Annotated in this window: 16 protein-coding genes and 1 pseudogene; 8 read left to right on the forward strand and 9 right to left on the reverse strand. The window is 67.6% G+C overall.

The features are described 5' to 3' along the window. Positions 1 to 392 precede the first annotated feature (392 nt). From ON33_RS41945 to ON33_RS41955, 4 genes are all read right to left on the reverse strand, one after another. Entirely contained in the window at positions 393 to 539 is a 147-nt protein-coding gene (locus ON33_RS41945) for a hypothetical protein (protein ID WP_157184857.1), read from the reverse strand. 249 nt (positions 540 to 788) lie between these two features. After that, on the reverse strand, positions 789 to 1,103 hold the full coding sequence (locus ON33_RS41950) for a hypothetical protein (RefSeq protein ID WP_157184858.1): 315 nt from the start codon (positions 1,101 to 1,103) through the stop codon (positions 789 to 791). A 201-nt stretch (positions 1,104 to 1,304) separates the two neighbouring features. Further along, a complete protein-coding gene (locus ON33_RS33535) occupies positions 1,305 to 1,910 on the reverse strand; it encodes a TetR/AcrR family transcriptional regulator (protein WP_040863180.1) in 606 nt (201 codons plus the stop codon). Positions 1,911 to 1,989: 79 nt separating this feature from the next. Next, positions 1,990 to 2,322 carry a hypothetical protein gene (locus ON33_RS41955; protein ID WP_157184859.1) on the reverse strand — a complete coding sequence of 111 codons (333 nt, stop codon included), beginning with the start codon at positions 2,320 to 2,322 and terminating at the stop codon, positions 1,990 to 1,992. Between ON33_RS41955 and ON33_RS33545 the strand changes: the two genes are divergently transcribed. From ON33_RS33545 to ON33_RS33565, 5 genes and pseudogenes are all read left to right on the forward strand, one after another. After that, positions 2,323 to 4,062: an N-acyl-D-amino-acid deacylase family protein gene (locus ON33_RS33545; RefSeq protein WP_040863182.1), complete on the forward strand. Its 1,740-nt coding sequence runs from the start codon at positions 2,323 to 2,325 to the stop codon at positions 4,060 to 4,062. Positions 4,063 to 4,070: 8 nt separating this feature from the next. Beyond that, entirely contained in the window at positions 4,071 to 4,523 is a 453-nt protein-coding gene (locus ON33_RS43725; RefSeq protein WP_085996883.1) for a carboxylesterase family protein, read from the forward strand. A gap of 81 nt (positions 4,524 to 4,604) precedes the next feature. Then, a pseudogene (locus ON33_RS33550) lies at positions 4,605 to 5,099 on the forward strand (helix-turn-helix domain-containing protein); the annotation flags it as partial. A gap of 389 nt (positions 5,100 to 5,488) precedes the next feature. Continuing rightward, the gene (locus ON33_RS33560) at positions 5,489 to 5,884 is read left to right on the forward strand and encodes a DUF6221 family protein (RefSeq protein WP_040863184.1); all 396 of its coding nucleotides are present in this window, start codon (positions 5,489 to 5,491) and stop codon (positions 5,882 to 5,884) included. Positions 5,885 to 5,962: 78 nt separating this feature from the next. Further along, a complete protein-coding gene (locus tag ON33_RS33565; RefSeq protein ID WP_040863257.1) occupies positions 5,963 to 7,687 on the forward strand; it encodes an N-acyl-D-amino-acid deacylase family protein in 1,725 nt (574 codons plus the stop codon). Between the two features lie 3 nt (positions 7,688 to 7,690). Here the strand turns inward: ON33_RS33565 and ON33_RS33570 are convergent, their stop codons facing one another. Then, a complete protein-coding gene (locus ON33_RS33570; protein ID WP_040863185.1) occupies positions 7,691 to 8,719 on the reverse strand; it encodes an AraC family transcriptional regulator in 1,029 nt (342 codons plus the stop codon). A 224-nt stretch (positions 8,720 to 8,943) separates the two neighbouring features. On the opposite strand from ON33_RS33570, the gene ON33_RS41965 reads away from it, so the two are divergent. Together ON33_RS41965 and ON33_RS33575 are read left to right on the forward strand one after the other, a co-directional pair. Beyond that, positions 8,944 to 9,117, forward strand: a complete 174-nt coding sequence (locus ON33_RS41965; protein ID WP_157184860.1) for a hypothetical protein — start codon at positions 8,944 to 8,946, stop codon at positions 9,115 to 9,117. A 10-nt stretch (positions 9,118 to 9,127) separates the two neighbouring features. After that, the gene (locus tag ON33_RS33575) at positions 9,128 to 9,943 is read left to right on the forward strand and encodes an SDR family oxidoreductase (RefSeq protein WP_040863186.1); all 816 of its coding nucleotides are present in this window, start codon (positions 9,128 to 9,130) and stop codon (positions 9,941 to 9,943) included. A gap of 79 nt (positions 9,944 to 10,022) precedes the next feature. Here the strand turns inward: ON33_RS33575 and ON33_RS33580 are convergent, their stop codons facing one another. After that, the gene (locus tag ON33_RS33580; RefSeq protein WP_040863258.1) at positions 10,023 to 11,180 is read right to left on the reverse strand and encodes an acyl-CoA dehydrogenase family protein; all 1,158 of its coding nucleotides are present in this window, start codon (positions 11,178 to 11,180) and stop codon (positions 10,023 to 10,025) included. Positions 11,181 to 11,388: 208 nt separating this feature from the next. Between ON33_RS33580 and ON33_RS33585 the strand changes: the two genes are divergently transcribed. Further along, a complete protein-coding gene (locus tag ON33_RS33585) occupies positions 11,389 to 11,715 on the forward strand; it encodes a patatin-like phospholipase family protein (RefSeq protein WP_040863187.1) in 327 nt (108 codons plus the stop codon). A 57-nt stretch (positions 11,716 to 11,772) separates the two neighbouring features. On the opposite strand, the gene tuf is transcribed toward ON33_RS33585, so the two are convergent. The 3 genes from tuf to ON33_RS33600 all read right to left on the reverse strand — a co-directional run bounded on the left by tuf (position 11,773) and on the right by ON33_RS33600 (position 17,493). Next, positions 11,773 to 12,948 carry an elongation factor Tu gene (gene tuf, locus ON33_RS33590; RefSeq protein WP_040863188.1) on the reverse strand — a complete coding sequence of 392 codons (1,176 nt, stop codon included), beginning with the start codon at positions 12,946 to 12,948 and terminating at the stop codon, positions 11,773 to 11,775. Positions 12,949 to 13,626: 678 nt separating this feature from the next. Beyond that, entirely contained in the window at positions 13,627 to 16,101 is a 2,475-nt protein-coding gene (locus tag ON33_RS43730) for an MFS transporter (RefSeq protein ID WP_245551033.1), read from the reverse strand. Between the two features lie 312 nt (positions 16,102 to 16,413). Further along, positions 16,414 to 17,493, reverse strand: a complete 1,080-nt coding sequence (locus ON33_RS33600; RefSeq protein ID WP_040863189.1) for an acyl-CoA dehydrogenase family protein — start codon at positions 17,491 to 17,493, stop codon at positions 16,414 to 16,416. Between the last annotated feature and the right edge of the window lie 11 nt (positions 17,494 to 17,504).

Consider the following 17,504-nt stretch of genomic DNA (forward strand, 5'->3'; position numbering starts at 1 on the left):
ACCCAGCCTGACGATCCACCTGGTCCTCCCACGCGTGCAGTCACCACTGCACCGCCGCATCCGTACCGTCGCCAAAACCCTGGCACACGAGCTGCACTGGCTGCCGGACTGACGCGCAGCAGGTCACGCGAGACGCACGTCGGCGGTGGCGAGGCCGAAGACCTTGCGGCCCGCGGACTTCGCGGTAATGACGACGACGGCGGTCCTGTTGAATGTCCGACACGACCTCGCCGCGCTGGCGGATCAGCATCCGATATTGGCCTTTGCGATCTGCTTGCCTGGAGGTCGGGTCGCTGCGCCCTGTATTCGGCATTATGGTGCGTTCGCCGACCATCTAACCGGTGCGATCAGCAGGCCGGACCCACACAGCCACAGCCAACAACGGATCGCGGCTACTGGGCCTGGGGCTCGCCCACCGCCGGCCCGATCACGACCTGTGCAAGCACCCCCGGCAGATCGATGCCCAAATGCCGGGTCACCTCGCACAACGCGTTGTCCAGCGCCACCCGCGTGGACCCCGGCCGCGGGTGCAGCCGCAAAACAGTGTTCCGTCAGTAGGATTCCGGAGTAGCTCGCGAAAGTTTAGGCGTTGCACCGTGATTGGACGGGACTCCAGATCGTGCCGAAGAATTCCGGCAGGCTCCGCAAGGACGACGCCCATCACGGGCCGGAGTCTGGCCGAGGCGAAGTAGGGGCACGACAGATTCGGCGAGTCCGAGACGGTGTGCGGTATTCCTGCCGTCCTCGAGGATGCGCAACCGACCCCATCCGGCACTCAACTCCTCACCTCATCGAACCGCAGGTTGGCCGGATGCCCAGCGGGTCAGCGTTGCGAGGGCGGCGGCGCGGTCCGGGGCGGTGAGGTTCGCGGGCCGGGCGAGGTGGTGGGTGGTCGGGGCTATGTATACGGAGGAGTCTCGCGTGGCGGGGCCGGGTTGGAACGGCTCGGAGCGGGTTGGGTCGTATTCGCCGTAGACGAACAGCAGTTCCGACCCGGTTCGGCGCCCCCCTTTGCCCGACACCAGATGCACTACTGCCGGGATTCCATTGTCGCGGTCCGCATCCGGCTGATCTGCGGTGCCATGTTGCCGGTGATCGGCCATCTTCGCTCCTGAGGGTTCGGCGCATGCCCTCCATCGTCACGATGCGTGACGGTCAGCGATTCGGCCGATCGGCCGAATCCCGCAGCTGAACGGCCGATCCCCGAGCCCGGCCCGGGGCTTGGTCGACGGCTCGATCGCGCGACCACGCCACGCACTCCACGACCGCTCGATCCGCTCTCGAGCCAGATTCCCCATAGCGGGCTATTGGTGGCCGGTCAGGGTCCGGAATGCTGCGGCGATGCGGTCGATGCGTGCCTGCTCGACTTCGGGTCGGGGGTAGGTGGTGCGGAAGATGGCTTCGCCGTCGAACATGTGGATCAGGGAGGTAGCGATCAGGCGGGCGATCTCCGGTGAGACGTCGGGGGTCAGGGTGGTGACCGCCAGTTCTTCGATCTCGTTGATCAGCGCGCGGGCGACGGGTTCGAAGCGGGCGCGGAGTTCGGGTTCGGTACGGGCGGCCACGAACAATTCCAGCCACACGGTATTGGTGGTGTCGCGGATCTCGGTGCGCAGGATGTGCATGAGGGCGGCCAGGTCGACCGGGTGAGAGGTGTTTTCGGGGATGCGGAGGTTCTCGACCGCGGCCATGTGCCGGCGGCGGACCTCGTCCGCGGCGGCCACCACCAGATCGATGCGGGAGTCGAAGTGCCGGAAGATGCCGGCCTTCGATATGCCTGCGCGGCTACTGATTTCACCCAGGGAGGCGTTGTGGTAGCCGACTTCGGCGATGGCCTCGATGGTGGCGTCGACGAGTTTGGCGATGGTGGCGGCGCTGCGTTCGGCCTGGGTGCGTCGCGCGGTCGTCACTTACCCTCCAGCTCGTAGGAATCGGCAAGGCTCTGCCGTCGCCGATCGACGATCGACGATACCGGGAGCAGCGGCGTCCTCAGCCGCAGCGGGCGGGCACGCCCGCCAGACCGGCGGTGACGTGCATCGGGACGTTGGTCCGGACATAGGTCATCTGTCCGCCCGCACTACACCAGGAGTCGACGAGCCGATCGCCAGAATCCGTGGATGCTTCCGATATTCGGTGCCGGGCGAGGTCGTCGATGTTGGTGAACATGATCCACATCGGCGTCGCCGGGCGCCGTTCGATGTCCGGGCGCCGATGCCGAGACTGCTGAGGTTCATCGGGTGTCTTCCGTTCTGCGGTGTCGGGCAGCCATGCGCTGCCCGAACCCCACTTGACACTTAGTGACCGATCGGTTGCGATGTGCATGTGAGCTACGACACGATCATCAAGGGCGGCCGCTGGTTCGATGGCGCCGGTTCCCCTTCCACCATCCGCCATCTCGGCCTGCGCGGGGACCGTGTCGTCGCGATCTCCGCGATGCCGCTCGACGAGACCGGGTGCTCGAATGTCATTGATGCCGAAGGCAAGTGGGTGATGCCGGGGATGATCGACATCCACACCCACTACGACATCGAGGTCCTGCGCGCGCCGGGGTTGACCGAGTCGGTGCGGCACGGCATCACGACAGTGCTGCTGGGCTCGTGTTCGCTGTCCACGGTGCACACCGGAGCCGTCGAGGCCGGTGATCTGTTCGGCCGGGTCGAGGCGATTCCGCGACGGCATGTGATCGAGGCGGTATCGGGGAAGACCTGGAGAACTGCGCGCGAGTATGTCGCCGCGCTGGAAGCGCTGCCGCTGGGTCCGAATCTCGCTGCGATGCTCGGTCATTCGGATATTCGGACCGCGACCATGGGCCTGGATCGCGCGACTCGCAAACGGGTGCGACCCACCGCGGCCGAGCAGGCGGCGATGGAGGCCGCGCTGACCGAGGCGCTCGACGCCGGGTTCGTGGGGATGTCGGCGCAGCAACTGCTGTTCGACAAGCTCGACGGCGAAGTGGCCCGATCGCGCACGCTGCCCTCAACCTACGCCAAGGGCCGGGAACGGCGGCGGCTCAACGCGATTCTGCGGCGACGCGGCCGCGTGCTGCAGGGCGGACCGGACGTCACCTCGCCGCGCAGCATCGCGGCAATGACGTTCAGCAGCGTCGGCCTGTTCCGGCAGCGGCTCAAGACCACCCTGCTCTCGGCCGCCGACCTGAAGGCGAATCCGCTGCTGGTGTACCTGATCGGGGCGATCGCGCGCGTGGTGAACGCGCTGGGCGGCGACTTCCGCTGGCAGCATCTGCCGGTGCCGTTCGAGGTGTACGCCGACGGCATCGATCTGGTCATCTTCGAGGAATTCGGTTCCGGCGCAGCCGCTTTGCATCTGGCCGACCACGTGCAGCGCAATGCGCTGATGCAGGACGAGGCGTACCGCCGCCAGTTCCGCAAGGACTACGACTCGAAGTTCGGGATCCGGGTGTGGCACCGCGACTTCTTCGACGCCGAGATCGTCGACTGCCCCGACGACACTGTGATCGGCAAGACGTTCGGCCAGGTCGGTGAGGATCGCGGCGGTCTGCACCCGGTCGACGCGTTCCTGGATCTGGTGGTCGCGCACAGCACCAAACTGCGCTGGCGCACCACGATCTCCAACCACCGGCCCGCGATGCTGAACCGGATCAGCGCAGATCCCTTTGTCCAGCTGGGGTTCTCGGATGCGGGCGCACACCTGCGCAATATGGCCTTCTACAACTTCGGCCTGCGCTTCCTGCGCCGCGTACATCGCGCCGAGCAGTCCGGACACCCGTTCCTCACCCTCGAGCAAGCGGTGCACCGGATGACGGGCGAGCTGGCCGACTGGTATGGCCTCGACGCCGGGCACCTGCGCGAGGGTGACCGCGCCGATCTGGTCGTCATCGACCCGGCGGGCCTCGACGACTCACTCGACGCCTACGCCGAATGCGCGGTCCCCACCTACGACAACCTGCCCCGCATGGTCAACCGCAACGACCAAGCCGTCTCGGCCGTATTCATCGGCGGCCACTACGTCTTCGGCGACGGCATGCCCGCCGAGTCGCTGGGCACCCACCGTACCGGCCGATTCCTGCGAGCGGGAATTTGACGGGTACCGTGGAGATCGCCGTCGAAGGCGGGTGTATCCGGGGCAGGCTCGAAACGGATGTTGTTGCCTGGCAGGCGATCCCATATGCCGCGCCGCCGGTGGGCGAACTGCGCCTGAGGTCACCGCGGCCGGTACGGTCATGGCGTCGGGTCCGGGACGCTACGAGGTTCCGGGACGCACTACTGTCACATCCGCTCAGCTCTCCGCTGGGCACATTCCGGCGGCGGCGCAGAAGTCCCCGACGAAGTGCGCGGTCTGCCCGGGGGTGCCGCTACATCCGGTCAGAAGCAGGAGCCAGTCGCAGCAGCAACCAGATTCGACAAACTTGCAGTCCGTTACCTCGCCGCCGTTCACATCGCGGCCATCAACCAATGGCTACGAAACGAGTGAGGGCGGGAAACTGCCCGCCACCCACCACTTTCAAAACACGGCCTATGTGTACTGACCATGGACGTTGGTGACGGCGTGGCGAGCTGACATGGCGAAGACCTCCGAGTGAAGTGCGAGCTGTCGAGGAACGCATTCACTTCCGGAGGTTCTTCGTGTCCCACCGTAATGCCCCGTTGTCAGAGTTGGGTCGGTTGCGGCTCGCGCGTTGCGTCGTCGAGGAGGGTTGGCCACTACGGCGGGCCGCCGAACGGTTCCAGGTCGCACACACCACCGCCAAACGGTGGGCCGACCGCTACCGTGACCACGGCGCGGCCGCGATGGCCGATCGCTCCAGCCGACCGCGCCGCAGTCCGAATCGGACACCGACACGGATCGAACGCCGGATCGTCAAGGTCCGTCTGTTGCGCCGGTGGGGACCGGCGCGGATCGCTTACCTGCTGGACTTGAATCCCGCTACGGTGCACCGGGTTCTGCGGCGCTACAAGCTCGCCCGATTGGCGCATCTGGACCGAGCCACCGGCCGGGTGATCCGCCGCTACGAGCACCCCGCACCCGGTGATCTGATCCATCTCGACATCAAGAAACTGGGCAACATTCCCGACGGCGGCGACCACCGTATCCACGGCCGCCGCGCCGGGCAACGTCACCGCACCCGCACTGCCGGCAGAACCCTCGACCGCAGGTGAGTACACCTAGGCCGACGCCGGCAACCCGTCCTCGCGCTGGCCCGGACACGGTCTGCGCCCGAACCGCCACCCTGCCCGTGACCGACTGCCGGCGGCTCACCGATCACCGTCTCGTGCAGCAGACGGCCCTTGTCGCCGGCGACCTCACCGTCACCGCCAACTTCGGCACCCGGGACTACAAGGGCTTGTCCGGCGGCTGTGTCGATGTCCGATCGAAGGGCGATCCCACTCTGCGACGACCGTGCCCCGCCCGATGAGCGTCCTCCAGCGCGACGACCGGCGCCGCGCGGCCCGAACATGCGGCGACGGCGAGTGCCCAACTCGTTGATCAGCGAGGGAGGATCAAGAGCATGACCATCGAGGAGTTCATCGAGGCCCGGATCGACAAGCAGCAGGAAGCCGCTGAATTCGCCCTGCAACTCGAGCACGACTTCCGCGATTCCGGCCGGGTAATCAAGTACGAATGGGTCCGTTTCGTACGCCGGCCCGGCGTTCACACCGGGTCGTCGTCGGTGTTCGTGCCGGGCGCGCCCACACCGGCCCAATCGCTGCGGCAGTGCGCGGCACTGCGCCACGCGATCGCCGCCATCCGGCTGTCGCATGCCCAGCCCGACGGGTCCGGCCTCGATGAGGCGAACCTGGAACGAGATCTGCGGCCGATCGCCGCCATCTGGTCCGACCATCCCGGCTATCGACGCGAGTGGGCCATCCACCCGGGAGGATCGAACGGCTTCCCACCGCACTGATCCGTGACCGGCCGCACCGTCCGGTTATAGCCTGTAAAACAACCCCTCAACGGCGAGCTGATGAACAGGGTGATGGCGATGGCGCGGTGCGACCTGGTGATTCGCGGTGGCACGGTGTACGACGGCACCGGGAAGCCGCCGGTCCGGGCCGATATCGGCGTGGCCGACGGCAAGGTCACGGTCATCGGCGGCGAGATTCCCGAGGGTGATCGCACGATCGACGCCGCCGGCAAGTGGGTGATGCCCGGCATGCTCGACGTGCACACCCACTACGACGCCGAGGTGCTCGGAAGTCCCGGTCTCGGGGAATCGGTCCGGCACGGTGTCACCTCGGTGGTGCTCGGGAACTGTTCGCTGTCGACGGTGTATTCGGAGGCCGAGGACTGCGCCGACCTGTTCGCCCGGGTCGAGGCGCTGCCGTGGGACGCGGTGCATTCGGCCGTGAAGGAGCACAGGGAGTGGGACGGCCCGCACTCGTACGCGAAGGCCATCGCCGACCGTCCCCTCGGCGCGAATGTCGCTGCTTTCCTGGGACATTCGGATATGCGCGTCACGGTCATGGGTCTGGGCCGGGCGGTGGATGTCGCGGCCCGGCCGACGGAGGCCGAGCTGACCCGGATGTGCGGCATGCTGGAGGACGCGCTCGACGCCGGATTCCTGGGCCTGTCCACGATTCGCAGTTCGTTCTCCAAGCTGGAGGGCGTCCGATTCCCCACCCGGCAACTGCCGTCCACATATGCCACCTGGCGTGAATACCACGCCCTCAACACGATCCTGCGCCGCCGCGGCCGCGTACATCAGAGCACGCCCAACCTCACCGCGCGCGCCGAGATCGTCCGCTACTTCGCCGAGAGCGCGGGCCGATTCCGCAAGCCGCTCAAGACGACCCTCATCGCCGGCATGGACGTGAAGGCCGACCGCACGGTCGCCCGGGCCGCCACCACCGCGGCCTGGATCGTGAACACCGTCGGCGGCGCGCGATTCCGGTGGCAGCATCTGCCGGTCCCGTTCGAGGTGTACGCCGACGGCGTGGATCTGGTGGTGTTCGAGGAGTTCGGTTCCGGCGTGGCCGCCCTCAATATCCGCGATGTCATGAAGCGCGGTGAACTGCTGGCGGACGAGTCCTATCGCCGCGACTTCCGCAAGGACCTGGCCAAGAAGTACGGCCCGCGAGTGTGGAACCGCGACCTGTACGACGCGGTGATCGTCTCCTGCCCCGAGCAGGAGGTCGTCGGCAAATCCTTCGGCGCGGTCGCCGACGAGCGCGGCATCCACCCGGCCGACGCCCTGCTTGATCTGGCGGTGACGCACGGCCCGAAACTACGGTGGCGCACCGTCATCGCGAACGATCGCGAGGAGGTCCTGGACCGCCTGCAGCGCTCGCCGATGATGCAGGTGGGTTTCGCCGATTCCGGTGCGCACCTGCGCAATATGGCCTTCTACAACTTCGGCCTGCGCCTGCTGGAACGTGCGCATCAGCGCGGTTTCCTGCCGCTCGAGACCGCGATCCACCGGGTCACGGGCGAACTCGCGGACTGGTACGGCCTGGACGCGGGATACCTGAGGGCCGGCGGGCGCGCCGATATCGCCGTCATCGACCCCGCGGGTTTCGACGGCTCCAGCAGCGCCTACGCCGAGGCCCCGTTCCCCGGCGTCGCGGGCCTGCGGCGCATGGTGAACCGCAATGACGGTGCGGTGGCCGCCACCGTGGTCGGCGGCCACCTCGTCTACGAGTACGGAGAGTTCGCACCGGGTTTCGGCACCACGCTGCACGCGGGCACCTTCCTGACCGCGCAGCGCTGACGGCTACACCAGTTCGGGTATCCGGCCGCGCGCCCGGTATTCCTGTGGCGGACAGCCCTGCCAGCGTCGGAAGGCCCGGATGAAGGAGGCGGCCTCGGCGTAGCCGAGTCGTCCCGCCACCTGTTCGGTGGTCATATCGGTCCGGTTGAGCAGTTCTTCCGACAGCGCCTGCCGCACCTCCTCGAGCAGCGCACGGAAGGAGGTGCCCTCCTCGTGCAGCCGCCGCGACAGCGTGCGCGCACTGACGAACATTTCCGCGGCCACCGCCGACTGGTCCGGGATCACCCCCGGATTACGCACCAGCAGATTCCGCACCGCGCCCGCGACGCCGGTGCGAACGTGGCGTCGCGCCAGCAGATCCCGGCACATCTGCTCACACATGCTGCGCGCCCACTCATTGGCCTCCGGTAGCGCCACGTCCAGGTGGGCGGCGTCGAAGGCGAGCTCGATACGCGCCGCGCCGAAGTCGGGCTCGACCCCGAAAACCGACCGATATCGCGCGATATCGGCGGGTGCCGCATGACGGAAACTCAAGCGCCGCACCGGAACTCCCACCGTGAACAGTTCCCGGCTGATCACTTGGACACCGGCCATGACCCGCTCGGCCAGAAACGCGCGAAGGTCCTCGGGCAGCCCCTGATCGTCGAACCGCAGCCGCCCCTCGCCGCCCGACTCCTCGAAGCTCAACCGTCCGAAGGCGAAGGCAGGCTCGACACAGTGCAGGGCGACCTGCACGGCGTCCCGCAGCGTGCGGCTGGCCAGCAGAGCCAGCCCCCACGGCCCGTGCAGTGAGATGCGGTAGCGGAGTCCCGCCTCCATCCCCAGCCCCGGTTCGTCCCCGAACCGCGAGAGGAGGTTGCGCACGACCGTAAGCTCCTGCCGCCCAGAGAGTTCCGCATAGCGATCGATCACCGCCTCGGGCGCTACGCCCGTACCGGTCAGGCACTCGCCGGCCGGCATGCCGCGTTCCAGCGCGAGCCGCGTCATGATGTGCACGCCGGAGGTGTTGCTGACTAGATCCAAGTCGAACATGTACGCGTCGTCCTCTTCGACTACTCCCGACCAATTCTCTGTTCCCCATCGGGTTGGCGAAACATATCAACGAGAGACCGTCCGGTGTGGCGCATCCGACAGATTCGGATGCCACATATGACGAGTTTCCGGCGACACGCGATTCGTCACGTAACAGCCGCTGCACCCGTGCGATTCACCCACATCAGGTCCGGACGACGACCAGCAATCGAGGTCTTCCCACCATGAGTTCCACCGCCATACTGCTAGTTCCGGCACTCGCGACCCCTGCGTTCGCTGTCGGCATCTGGCTCGGCATCCGGTCGGTTACCGGTGAGGCGGCTGCCGAGCGCCGCCAGGCCCGCTGCATCACGGTCCTGCGCTCACCCACCTGGCCGGAGTCCCGCCGCGCCCGCTAGCGTCTCCCGTATGAGCAGCAATACGACCCGAACCGTGGTTGTCACCGGCGCGTCCTCCGGCATCGGCAAGGCCACCGCCGCTGCCTTCGCAGCCCGCGGGCACAGGGTGATCGGCACCAGCCGCAATCCCGACTCCATCGCCGCCGCAGACCGGGTTCCCGGCATCGAATACCGCGCGCTGGACATCACCGATCTCGACTCGATCGACAAGTTCACCACCGAACTCGGTGCGGTGGACGTGCTGATCAACAATGCCGGGGAGAGCCAGGCCGGACCGCTGGCCGAGTTGCCCCGCGAGGCCATCGAAAGGCTGTTCCAGCTCAACGTGTTCGGTGCGGTCTCGCTGACACAGGCGGTGTTGCCCGGAATGCGGGAGCGTGGCTATGGGCGGATCGTCATGGTCGGGTCCATGCTGGGTAGCTTCCCGATGCCCTACCGGTCGTCGTATGTGGCAACCAAGGCGGCAATACGCGGGTTCGCGACAGCGGCTCGGTTCGAAGAGTCGCCGTTCGGCGTTTGGATCACCACCGTCGAACCCGGCCAGATCAATACCGGGCTGAGCGAACGACGGATGAAGTACCTCGCCGAAGGCTCGCCGCACACTGCGGACTTCACCAAGTTCATGGCGAAGCTCGACAGCCAGATGAGCAAGGGGATCCCGCCGGAGAAGGTCGCGGAAACCATTGTGGCAGCGGTCGACTCGGATCGGCCGGAGCCGTTGTATGCGGTCGGAAGCAATGCGCCGCTGATGTTCGCTATTCGCCGCATCCTGCCCCGTACCGCGATGGAGCGGTTGATCGCTATCGCTCAAGGACTCAAACGATAAGAACGGCGATCAGCGCCAACCGCTGTGCCGAGTTGGGCCGTCGCTTGCCCCTCCGCGGTGCGACGGCCTGCCGGTGTGGTCAAGACCGATCCGTCAACCGCATGTCCCGGCCGATTATCTCGCGCATGATTTCCGAAGTCCCGCCATAAACGCGAGTAATCCGAGCATCAGCCGCGGCCCGGGCAATCGGATACTCCCGCATATACCCATACCCGCCGAACAACTGCTGACACCGATCGATACACCGGAATTCCATCTCCGAGGCCCACAGCTTGGCCTTGGCAGCATCGGCCGGTGTGAGACGGCCGGCGTTCAACTCGAGCACACACTTGTCGATGAACGCCTCCGCCACCGAGACCTCGGTGGCAACGTCGGCCAGCGTGAACTTGGTGTTCTGGAATCCCCCGATCGCCTGCCCGAAAGCCTCACGGCCACGCACGTATTCGACGGTCGTGCGCAGTGCGACCCGGGCCCGTGCCAAGCAGGCCACCGAGATCTGCATGCGTTCCTGAGCCAGGTTCCGCATCAGGTATTCGAACCCGCGCCCCACCCCACCGAGCACGTTCTCCTTGGGCACGCGAACGTCGGTGAAGATCAATTCGGCCGTGTCCTGCGAGTGCAGCCCGAGCTTGTCGAGGTTACGACCGCGTTCGAAGCCTTCCATGCCGCGTTCCAGCACCAGCAGGGTCACCCCCCTGTGCCGTTCGGCCGAGGTCCGCACCGCCGTGATCACCAGATCGGCATTGATCCCGTTGGTGATGAACGTCTTCGCGCCGTTCACCAGGAAGTGATCGCCCATATCCACTGCGGCCGTGCGGATCCCGGCGACATCGGACCCCGCGCCCGGCTCGGTCATACCGATGGCCGCGATCAGCGTCCCCGCCACGAATCCCGGCAGCCACCGCTGCCGCTGCTCCTCGGTCGTCAGTTCCACGAGATAGGGCGTGCAGATGTCATTGTGCAGCGCGAAATTCAGCCCGACTCCAGCGCTGTCGCCCTCCATGAATTCCTCGATGAGGATCTGATTGAACCGGAAATCCGAAACTCCGAGGCCGCCGTAGATCTGCGGCACCGCGAATCCGAGGAGCCCCAACTCTCCGGCCCGCGCGAAGACCGAGCGCGGCACGATCCCCGCCTCTTCCCATTCCAGATAGTGCGGCGCGACCTCCTTGCGCACGAATCCCCGCGCCAGTTCGGCGAATGCCCGATGATCGTCCCCATAGTGCCCACGCTCCATGAACCCCATCGTCGAGGACGATTCCCGTCCTGGACTAGAGATTCCCGGCCACACTCGATGGCTCGGCACGGTCGACGGATCCCCGCCGAAGTCCGGGCACGTCCGGGACCGAGACGAGGCACGTGGAGTTGCTCGAGCACCAGGCGACCCGCAGCCGAAAGCTATAGTGGCCCAACGTGGTTAGATTGACCGCACCTCTCCGCCGATCGTGGTCGACGACCGCTACTACATCGACGGCGGAGTGTGGTCGCCCACCAATGCCGACCTCGCTTCCGACGCGGAGGTGCTCCTGGTCATCGAGCTACTGGCGCACCAGGCCCCGCGCGAGCAACTTCAGGCCGAACTCGCGAAGACCACGGCTGACATCGTCCTGCATTTCGGCCCCGACGCCGCGATGATCGAGGTGTTCGCGGCGTTCGCCGCCGATCCGGACCCGCTGGCGAGCTGGCCGTCCGCTTTCCAGGCCGGTGTCCGCCAAGCACCCGACCTGGCCGAGCAGTTGGCGGACTCGCCCTGGCTGTCGACCGGTCGGTAGTCGTTCTCCAACCTGCGAGTGGGGCGGGCCACGCCCGCCCCACTCGCAGACCACGGCCTATTCGTCGACGGTGAGGACCGTGCCCGCGGCGACCGTCAGATTGCCCTCACGGACCGCGAAGCCCAGGCCCGGCTCCAGCGGGACCGCCCGGTCGAGCGTGACCGCCACCTCGACGGTCTCGCCCGGCATGGCGCGGCCCTCCGGCACCGCCACCTGACCGGAGACGTCGCCGGTGCGGACGAAGAACTGCGGCCGGTAGCCGGTGACGATCGGGGTGCGCCGACCGCCCTGGGACGCCGTGAGCAGCCGCACCCGGGCGGTGAACCCGGTGTGCACCGCTACGCTGCCGACCGCCGCGACGACCTGTCCGCGCGCCACCTGACCGCGTTGCACGCCGCGCAGCAGCAGCGCCACATTGTCGCCCGCCTCGGCCGATTCCATGGTCCGGCCGAAGGTTTCGAGGCTGGTGACCACCGACTCGACCGTGCCGCCGAAGCCGAGCACCGCGACGCGGTCGCCCACCTGTACTCGCCCGCGTTCCACCGCGCCGGTCACGACAGTGCCACGACCGGTGATGGTGAGCACGTTCTCCACCGGCATGAGGAACGGCGCGTCGATGTAGCGCTCGGGCATCGGCACATAGTCGTCGACGGCGTCCAGCAGCCGCAGCAGCTGCACCGACCAGTGCTCGTCGCCCTGCAGCGCCCGCAACCCGGACACCGGGACCACGGGAGCGCTGTCTCCGTCGTACCCGTTGGCGGACAACAGCTCTCGTACCTCGAGCTCGATCAGCTCCAGCAGCTCGACGTCGGCGATGTCGGCCTTGTTCAGCGCGACCACGATGTGCTCGACACCGACCTGCCGGGCCAGCAGCACGTGCTCGGCGGTCTGCGGCATGACGCCGTCGTCCGCCGACACCACCAGGATGGCCCCGTCCAGCTGGGCCGCCCCCGTGATCATGTTCTTCACGAAGTCGGCATGCCCCGGCATGTCCACGTGCGCGTAATGCCTTGTGGCCGTCTCGTATTCGACGTGCGCGATATTGATGGTGATGCCGCGCTCGATCTCCTCCGGCGCCCGGTCTATGCGGTCGAACGGGACGAAGGCGGTGCCGCCGCGCTCGGCCAGCACCTTGGTGATGGCGGCGGTCAGCGTGGTCTTGCCGTGGTCGACATGCCCCATGGTGCCGATGTTGAGGTGCGGCTTGGTGCGGACATAGGCCTGCTTGGCCATGACTGGTTCTCCATCTGGGAGTCAGGGATTCGAGGGGACCTCAGCAGCGAGCCGACCTTCCCCGTCTGAGGTCCCGGGACGTCCCGGAGAAGGTCAGCGTCGTGCGCCGTCGAATGCGAAGACCGCCGGGGCAGCAGCCATCGCACCCGCGACTGCGGTGTATGCGATGGACTGTGCGAACATGCCGACGATGGTGCCGGGCGAACCGGTTCAGGCGCAATCGGTTTTCGCGACCGCCGCCCCGCGCTACGGCACCCGCTCCCGGAAATCCAGCCGCACCCCATGGCATCCACCTCGGCGCGGACCCGCCGCACCACCAGATCCGCGGCCACCCGATACGACCGCGCCGCCTCACCGTCACCGCGCAGCTCGGCCAGATCCGCCAGCCGGGCGTCCATCGAGCCGAGATACAGTGCGCCACTGTCGAATCCGACGAGCGTGCCGCTGTAGGGCCGCAGCGTCGTCAGCAACTCCCCCGCCACCTCGCACAACTCGTTTCACGGATAACCGCCCTGGGCCACCCGAAACTTCTGGTCATAGACAATGCTCATCGGATCAGCGATTCCATAGCTATCACCTACCTGGAGCGATCTCCGGCCGCTGCGCCGGCCTGCACCGCCACAGTGTCGGCAGGGCGGTCGGACCGTCACGAAGGGCTCGGACGGGAGAGCGGCCGCGTCAGACCGATGCGGGTTCGGGGCGGCCCGGGCGCCGGGTCGCGGCGAGTTCGGCCGCCACCAGCAGCCAGACCACACCGGCCACGACGAGCAGTATCCGGCCCAGCATCCGCGCCCACGACAGCGACAGTTCGCCGCCGGTGGACATCAGCGCGACCGAGGTCATCCCGAGTGGGAACACGGTGGCCCAACGGCGCACATCGTAGTTGGGCCGGAACCGAACCACTTCTGCCACAACGAGAACCACGTACAGGGATAAATTGAGTCCGACGAGCGCCAAGGTCAGCGTCCGTAACCCGTGGTGCAGGAACACCGGCCAACCCTGCCATCCGTAGAGCTTCGACGCGGCCAGCGCGGAGATGGCCGGCGCACCGGTCATGACCCACTGGTCTCCGGCCCCACGCCAGATCTCGGTGATGTCGAAATGCGCGAATGCCGCCACGTACAACAGCAATCCGAGCACTAAGAGAGCCAGCGCCGCCACCGCCGGCCAGTCACCCACCCCGCCCTGCGCCAGGGTGATGCCCAGCACAGCCAGTCCCTCGGTCGCCACGCAGACCAGGAACACCGCGCCCGGCATGCGCCGGTTCCAATGGCGGAGCACGAGAGTGATCGCCACCGGCCATACGACCGCGACGAACACGAGCAGTACGGTGGCCGCGAAGTCCCAGCCGAGCAACGAGGTTCGTGTGCCGAGCACGGTCGTGGCCGCCACCGCCGTCAATGCCGCCGGGGTATCGGCCACGGCTTCCCAGCTGCGGTGCAGCAGCCGGGACGTGAGGTCACCGGCGAGCACGACCCACACAACAGCTGCGAGCACCAGCGCCGCCATCGACAAGGTGTCGAACCCGCCCATATCCAGTCCCACGGAGAGGATTCCGGTCGCCATCACGAAAGCGCCCATGGCCGCAGGCAATTCCTGCCGCCACTGCCCGGATTCGCCGGTGTCGCGGAGCGTGAGCGCGGCCGGCACCGCGGCGGCCAGGATCACCAGTGCCGAAACGAGCAGCGCCACATCGAGTCCGTGATGGAAGGCCGACGTCCCGGTCTTCAGCACGTCCGGCACCTTCGCCGCGTATTTCAGCATGGTGCCCAGGTCCACCCCGGACGGAATTCGGCCGCGTTCGACGGCATCGATGGCGGTGGGTTGCAGTTCGGTCGGCAGCCCCAGCTCGGTGAGCCGCTTCTTCAGATCCGCGATGAGGAACGCGTTCACCAGCGAACCCAGCACCGCGACACCGACCGCCGCGCCGACCTGCCGCATGGTGTTCGTGGCGGCGGCCGCCATGCCGGAATGCGCCCCGGGCACGCTGCTCAGGACCGCCGAGGTCAACGGGACCACGGCGACCCCGAAGCCGAGACCGGCGACCGCCAGTGCGGCCGCCAGCGGAGTGAAGCCCACCACCCCCTCGAGCGAATTGCGTGTCAGGAGAATGCCCGCCGCGCTCACCACGCATCCGGCGATCATCGGCGTGCGGGCGTCGGTCCGCGCCACCCAGAAACCCGCGGCCAGCGATCCCACCATGATCGCGACGGCCATCGGCGCGAACACCGCGGCCGTGCGCGCGGCCGAGTAGTGGATCATCACCTGCAGATACAGCGCGGTGAAGAAGAAGATCGAGAAGACGCCGAAGTAGATCGCGAATGCCACGCTCAGCGCACTCCGCACCGATGGCAGGCGCAGATACCGGAAATCGAAGACGGGATTGCGCACCCGGGTCTCGACCGCTACGAAGCCGAGAACGGCCAGTCCGCCCAGAATGAACAGCGTGACCACCGACGGCGCGCCGTAACCGCGGTTCTCCCCGCTGATCGCCGCGTAGATGACGGTGCCGAGTGCGACCGCGCCCAGCAGGGATCCGGCCCAGTCGATCGGTCCCGGTTGCGGGTCCGCGCTCTCGGGGACGTAACGCAGCGCGACCGCCAGCACCACTCCGCCGACGATCAGGTTGAGCCAGAAGATCGACCGCCAGCCGTAGGCGTCGACCAGCACCCCGCCCAGCACCGGACCGGCGGCCAGCGCGAGACCCGACACCGCGGCCCACACGCCCAGCGCCTTGGCCCGTGCCCGCGGGTCCGGAAAGACCTGGCGCAGTATCGATAACGTGCCCGGCTCGGACGCGGCAGCGCCCAGCCCCATGACCGCGCGCCCCGCGATCAGCGTCGGCACGCTGGTGGCCAGCGCCGAAATCACCGATCCCGCACAGAAGATCGCCAATCCGGCGATCATGACCTTCTTGCGTCCCCAGCGGTCGCCGAGAGATCCGGCGGCGAGCATGAGACTGGCGAAGACCAGCGTGTAGGCGTTGACCACCCACTGCAGCAGCGCCACATCGGTGCTGAGCTCCGACCGGATGTCGGCCAGCGCGACGCTGACCACGGTGGTGTCGAGGAAGGTCACGAACAGGACCGCGGTGAGGGTGGCCAGCGCGATTCCGGGGCGCGCCGCGCCGCGCGACGTGTCACCGATTGCCACGACCACAGGTTACGTGGCGGGCATTACCGGCCGTCCGGTTTCGATGGGCGTGGCGGACGGCCGGACCGCCCCCACCCTGGCCACCCTGTTCGCACCGGGACCGGTCAGTCAATAGAGAACGTTTATTCGCTTTTTATGGGCTCGTGGGAGCGTGCACACACGCGGGTTCCCCGGGTCTGCAACACCCGGGGTTCTCGCGCGCGATGAGGTCATGGCCGCGTGCGTGCGAGGGGTGCGCAGACGGCTCATGCGGGTCCGGACAGCCGCCGCCGGCACGGCCGGCGGCGCCTCCGGTCCACTCCCCCGGCTCTCTCAGGACAGGTCCGCGTCCAGGCGCATACCCAGTCGGCGCAGGTGCGCGGTGGCGCCACCCGCTTCGAACTCGGCGCGTTTGGCCGCGGTGAAGTAACGCTGCATCGGATAGTCCGAATAGATGCCGGTACTCGCGTGGATGTGGACGGCGGTGTGGGCGACGCGGTGCCCGGCCTCGGCCGCCCAGAATTTCGCCACGTCGATCTCGGATTCCGCCGGCAGCCCGTGGGATTCGCGCCAGGCGGCCTGCCAGAGGGTCAGGCGGACGGCTTCGACATCGATGTAGGCGTCGGCCAGGCGCTGGCGCACGGCCTGGAACGAGCCGATGGGTTTGTCGAATTGCTTTCTGGTGCGGGCATATTCGCAGGTCATCTCCAGCGCGCGCGCCAGGATGCCGAGTTGCAGGGCGCAGGCGGCCACCGCCGCGCGGCGCCGGGCCCAGGCCGCGGCCTCGGGCGCGGTGATCACGTCCCGGTCCGGGACCAGCACCTCGCGCAGTTCCAGGATCGCCGCGTCCGTCCCGTTCACCACGTGCTGCCCGGTGACCGTGACGCCCGCGGTGTCCCGATCAAGCAGGAGCAGCATCGAATCCGAGCCGGAGCCGGCCTCGACGAGGAAGCCGTCCGCGAAGGCCGCGGCGGCCACGACCGATTGCGAACCCGAGATGCGCCGGCCGCTTCCGTCCCGCTCGGCCTCGAACGAGACGAAGTCGCGTGCGAGCGCCGGTGCCAGGGTCGTCTCGCCCTGAAGCAATGGCCGCACCCAGCGCTCGATCTGCGCGGCATCGCCGAATTCGGCCAGCGTCGCCGCGACCACCGCGATACTCGTGGAATACGGTGCGGGAGCGACGGTCCGGCCGATCTCGGTCAGCAGTCCGCACTGTTCGAGCAGTCCGTAGCCACCGCCCGCCACCCGCTCGGGCAGTGCCGCCTCCAGCAGGCCCGTGCCCGCCATGGCCCGCCACAGGTCCGGGTCGAAGCCGGTATCGCCGGGCCGGGGATGGCGGCCGGACCAGTCCGCGAGCAGTTCACGAGCCAGCCCCGACAGTTCCCGCTGCGCTTCGGTGTATTCGAAATCCATGGTGCTACTCC

It is taken from the genome of Nocardia niigatensis NBRC 100131, assembly GCF_000308655.1.
Classification (GTDB): domain Bacteria; phylum Actinomycetota; class Actinomycetes; order Mycobacteriales; family Mycobacteriaceae; genus Nocardia; species Nocardia niigatensis.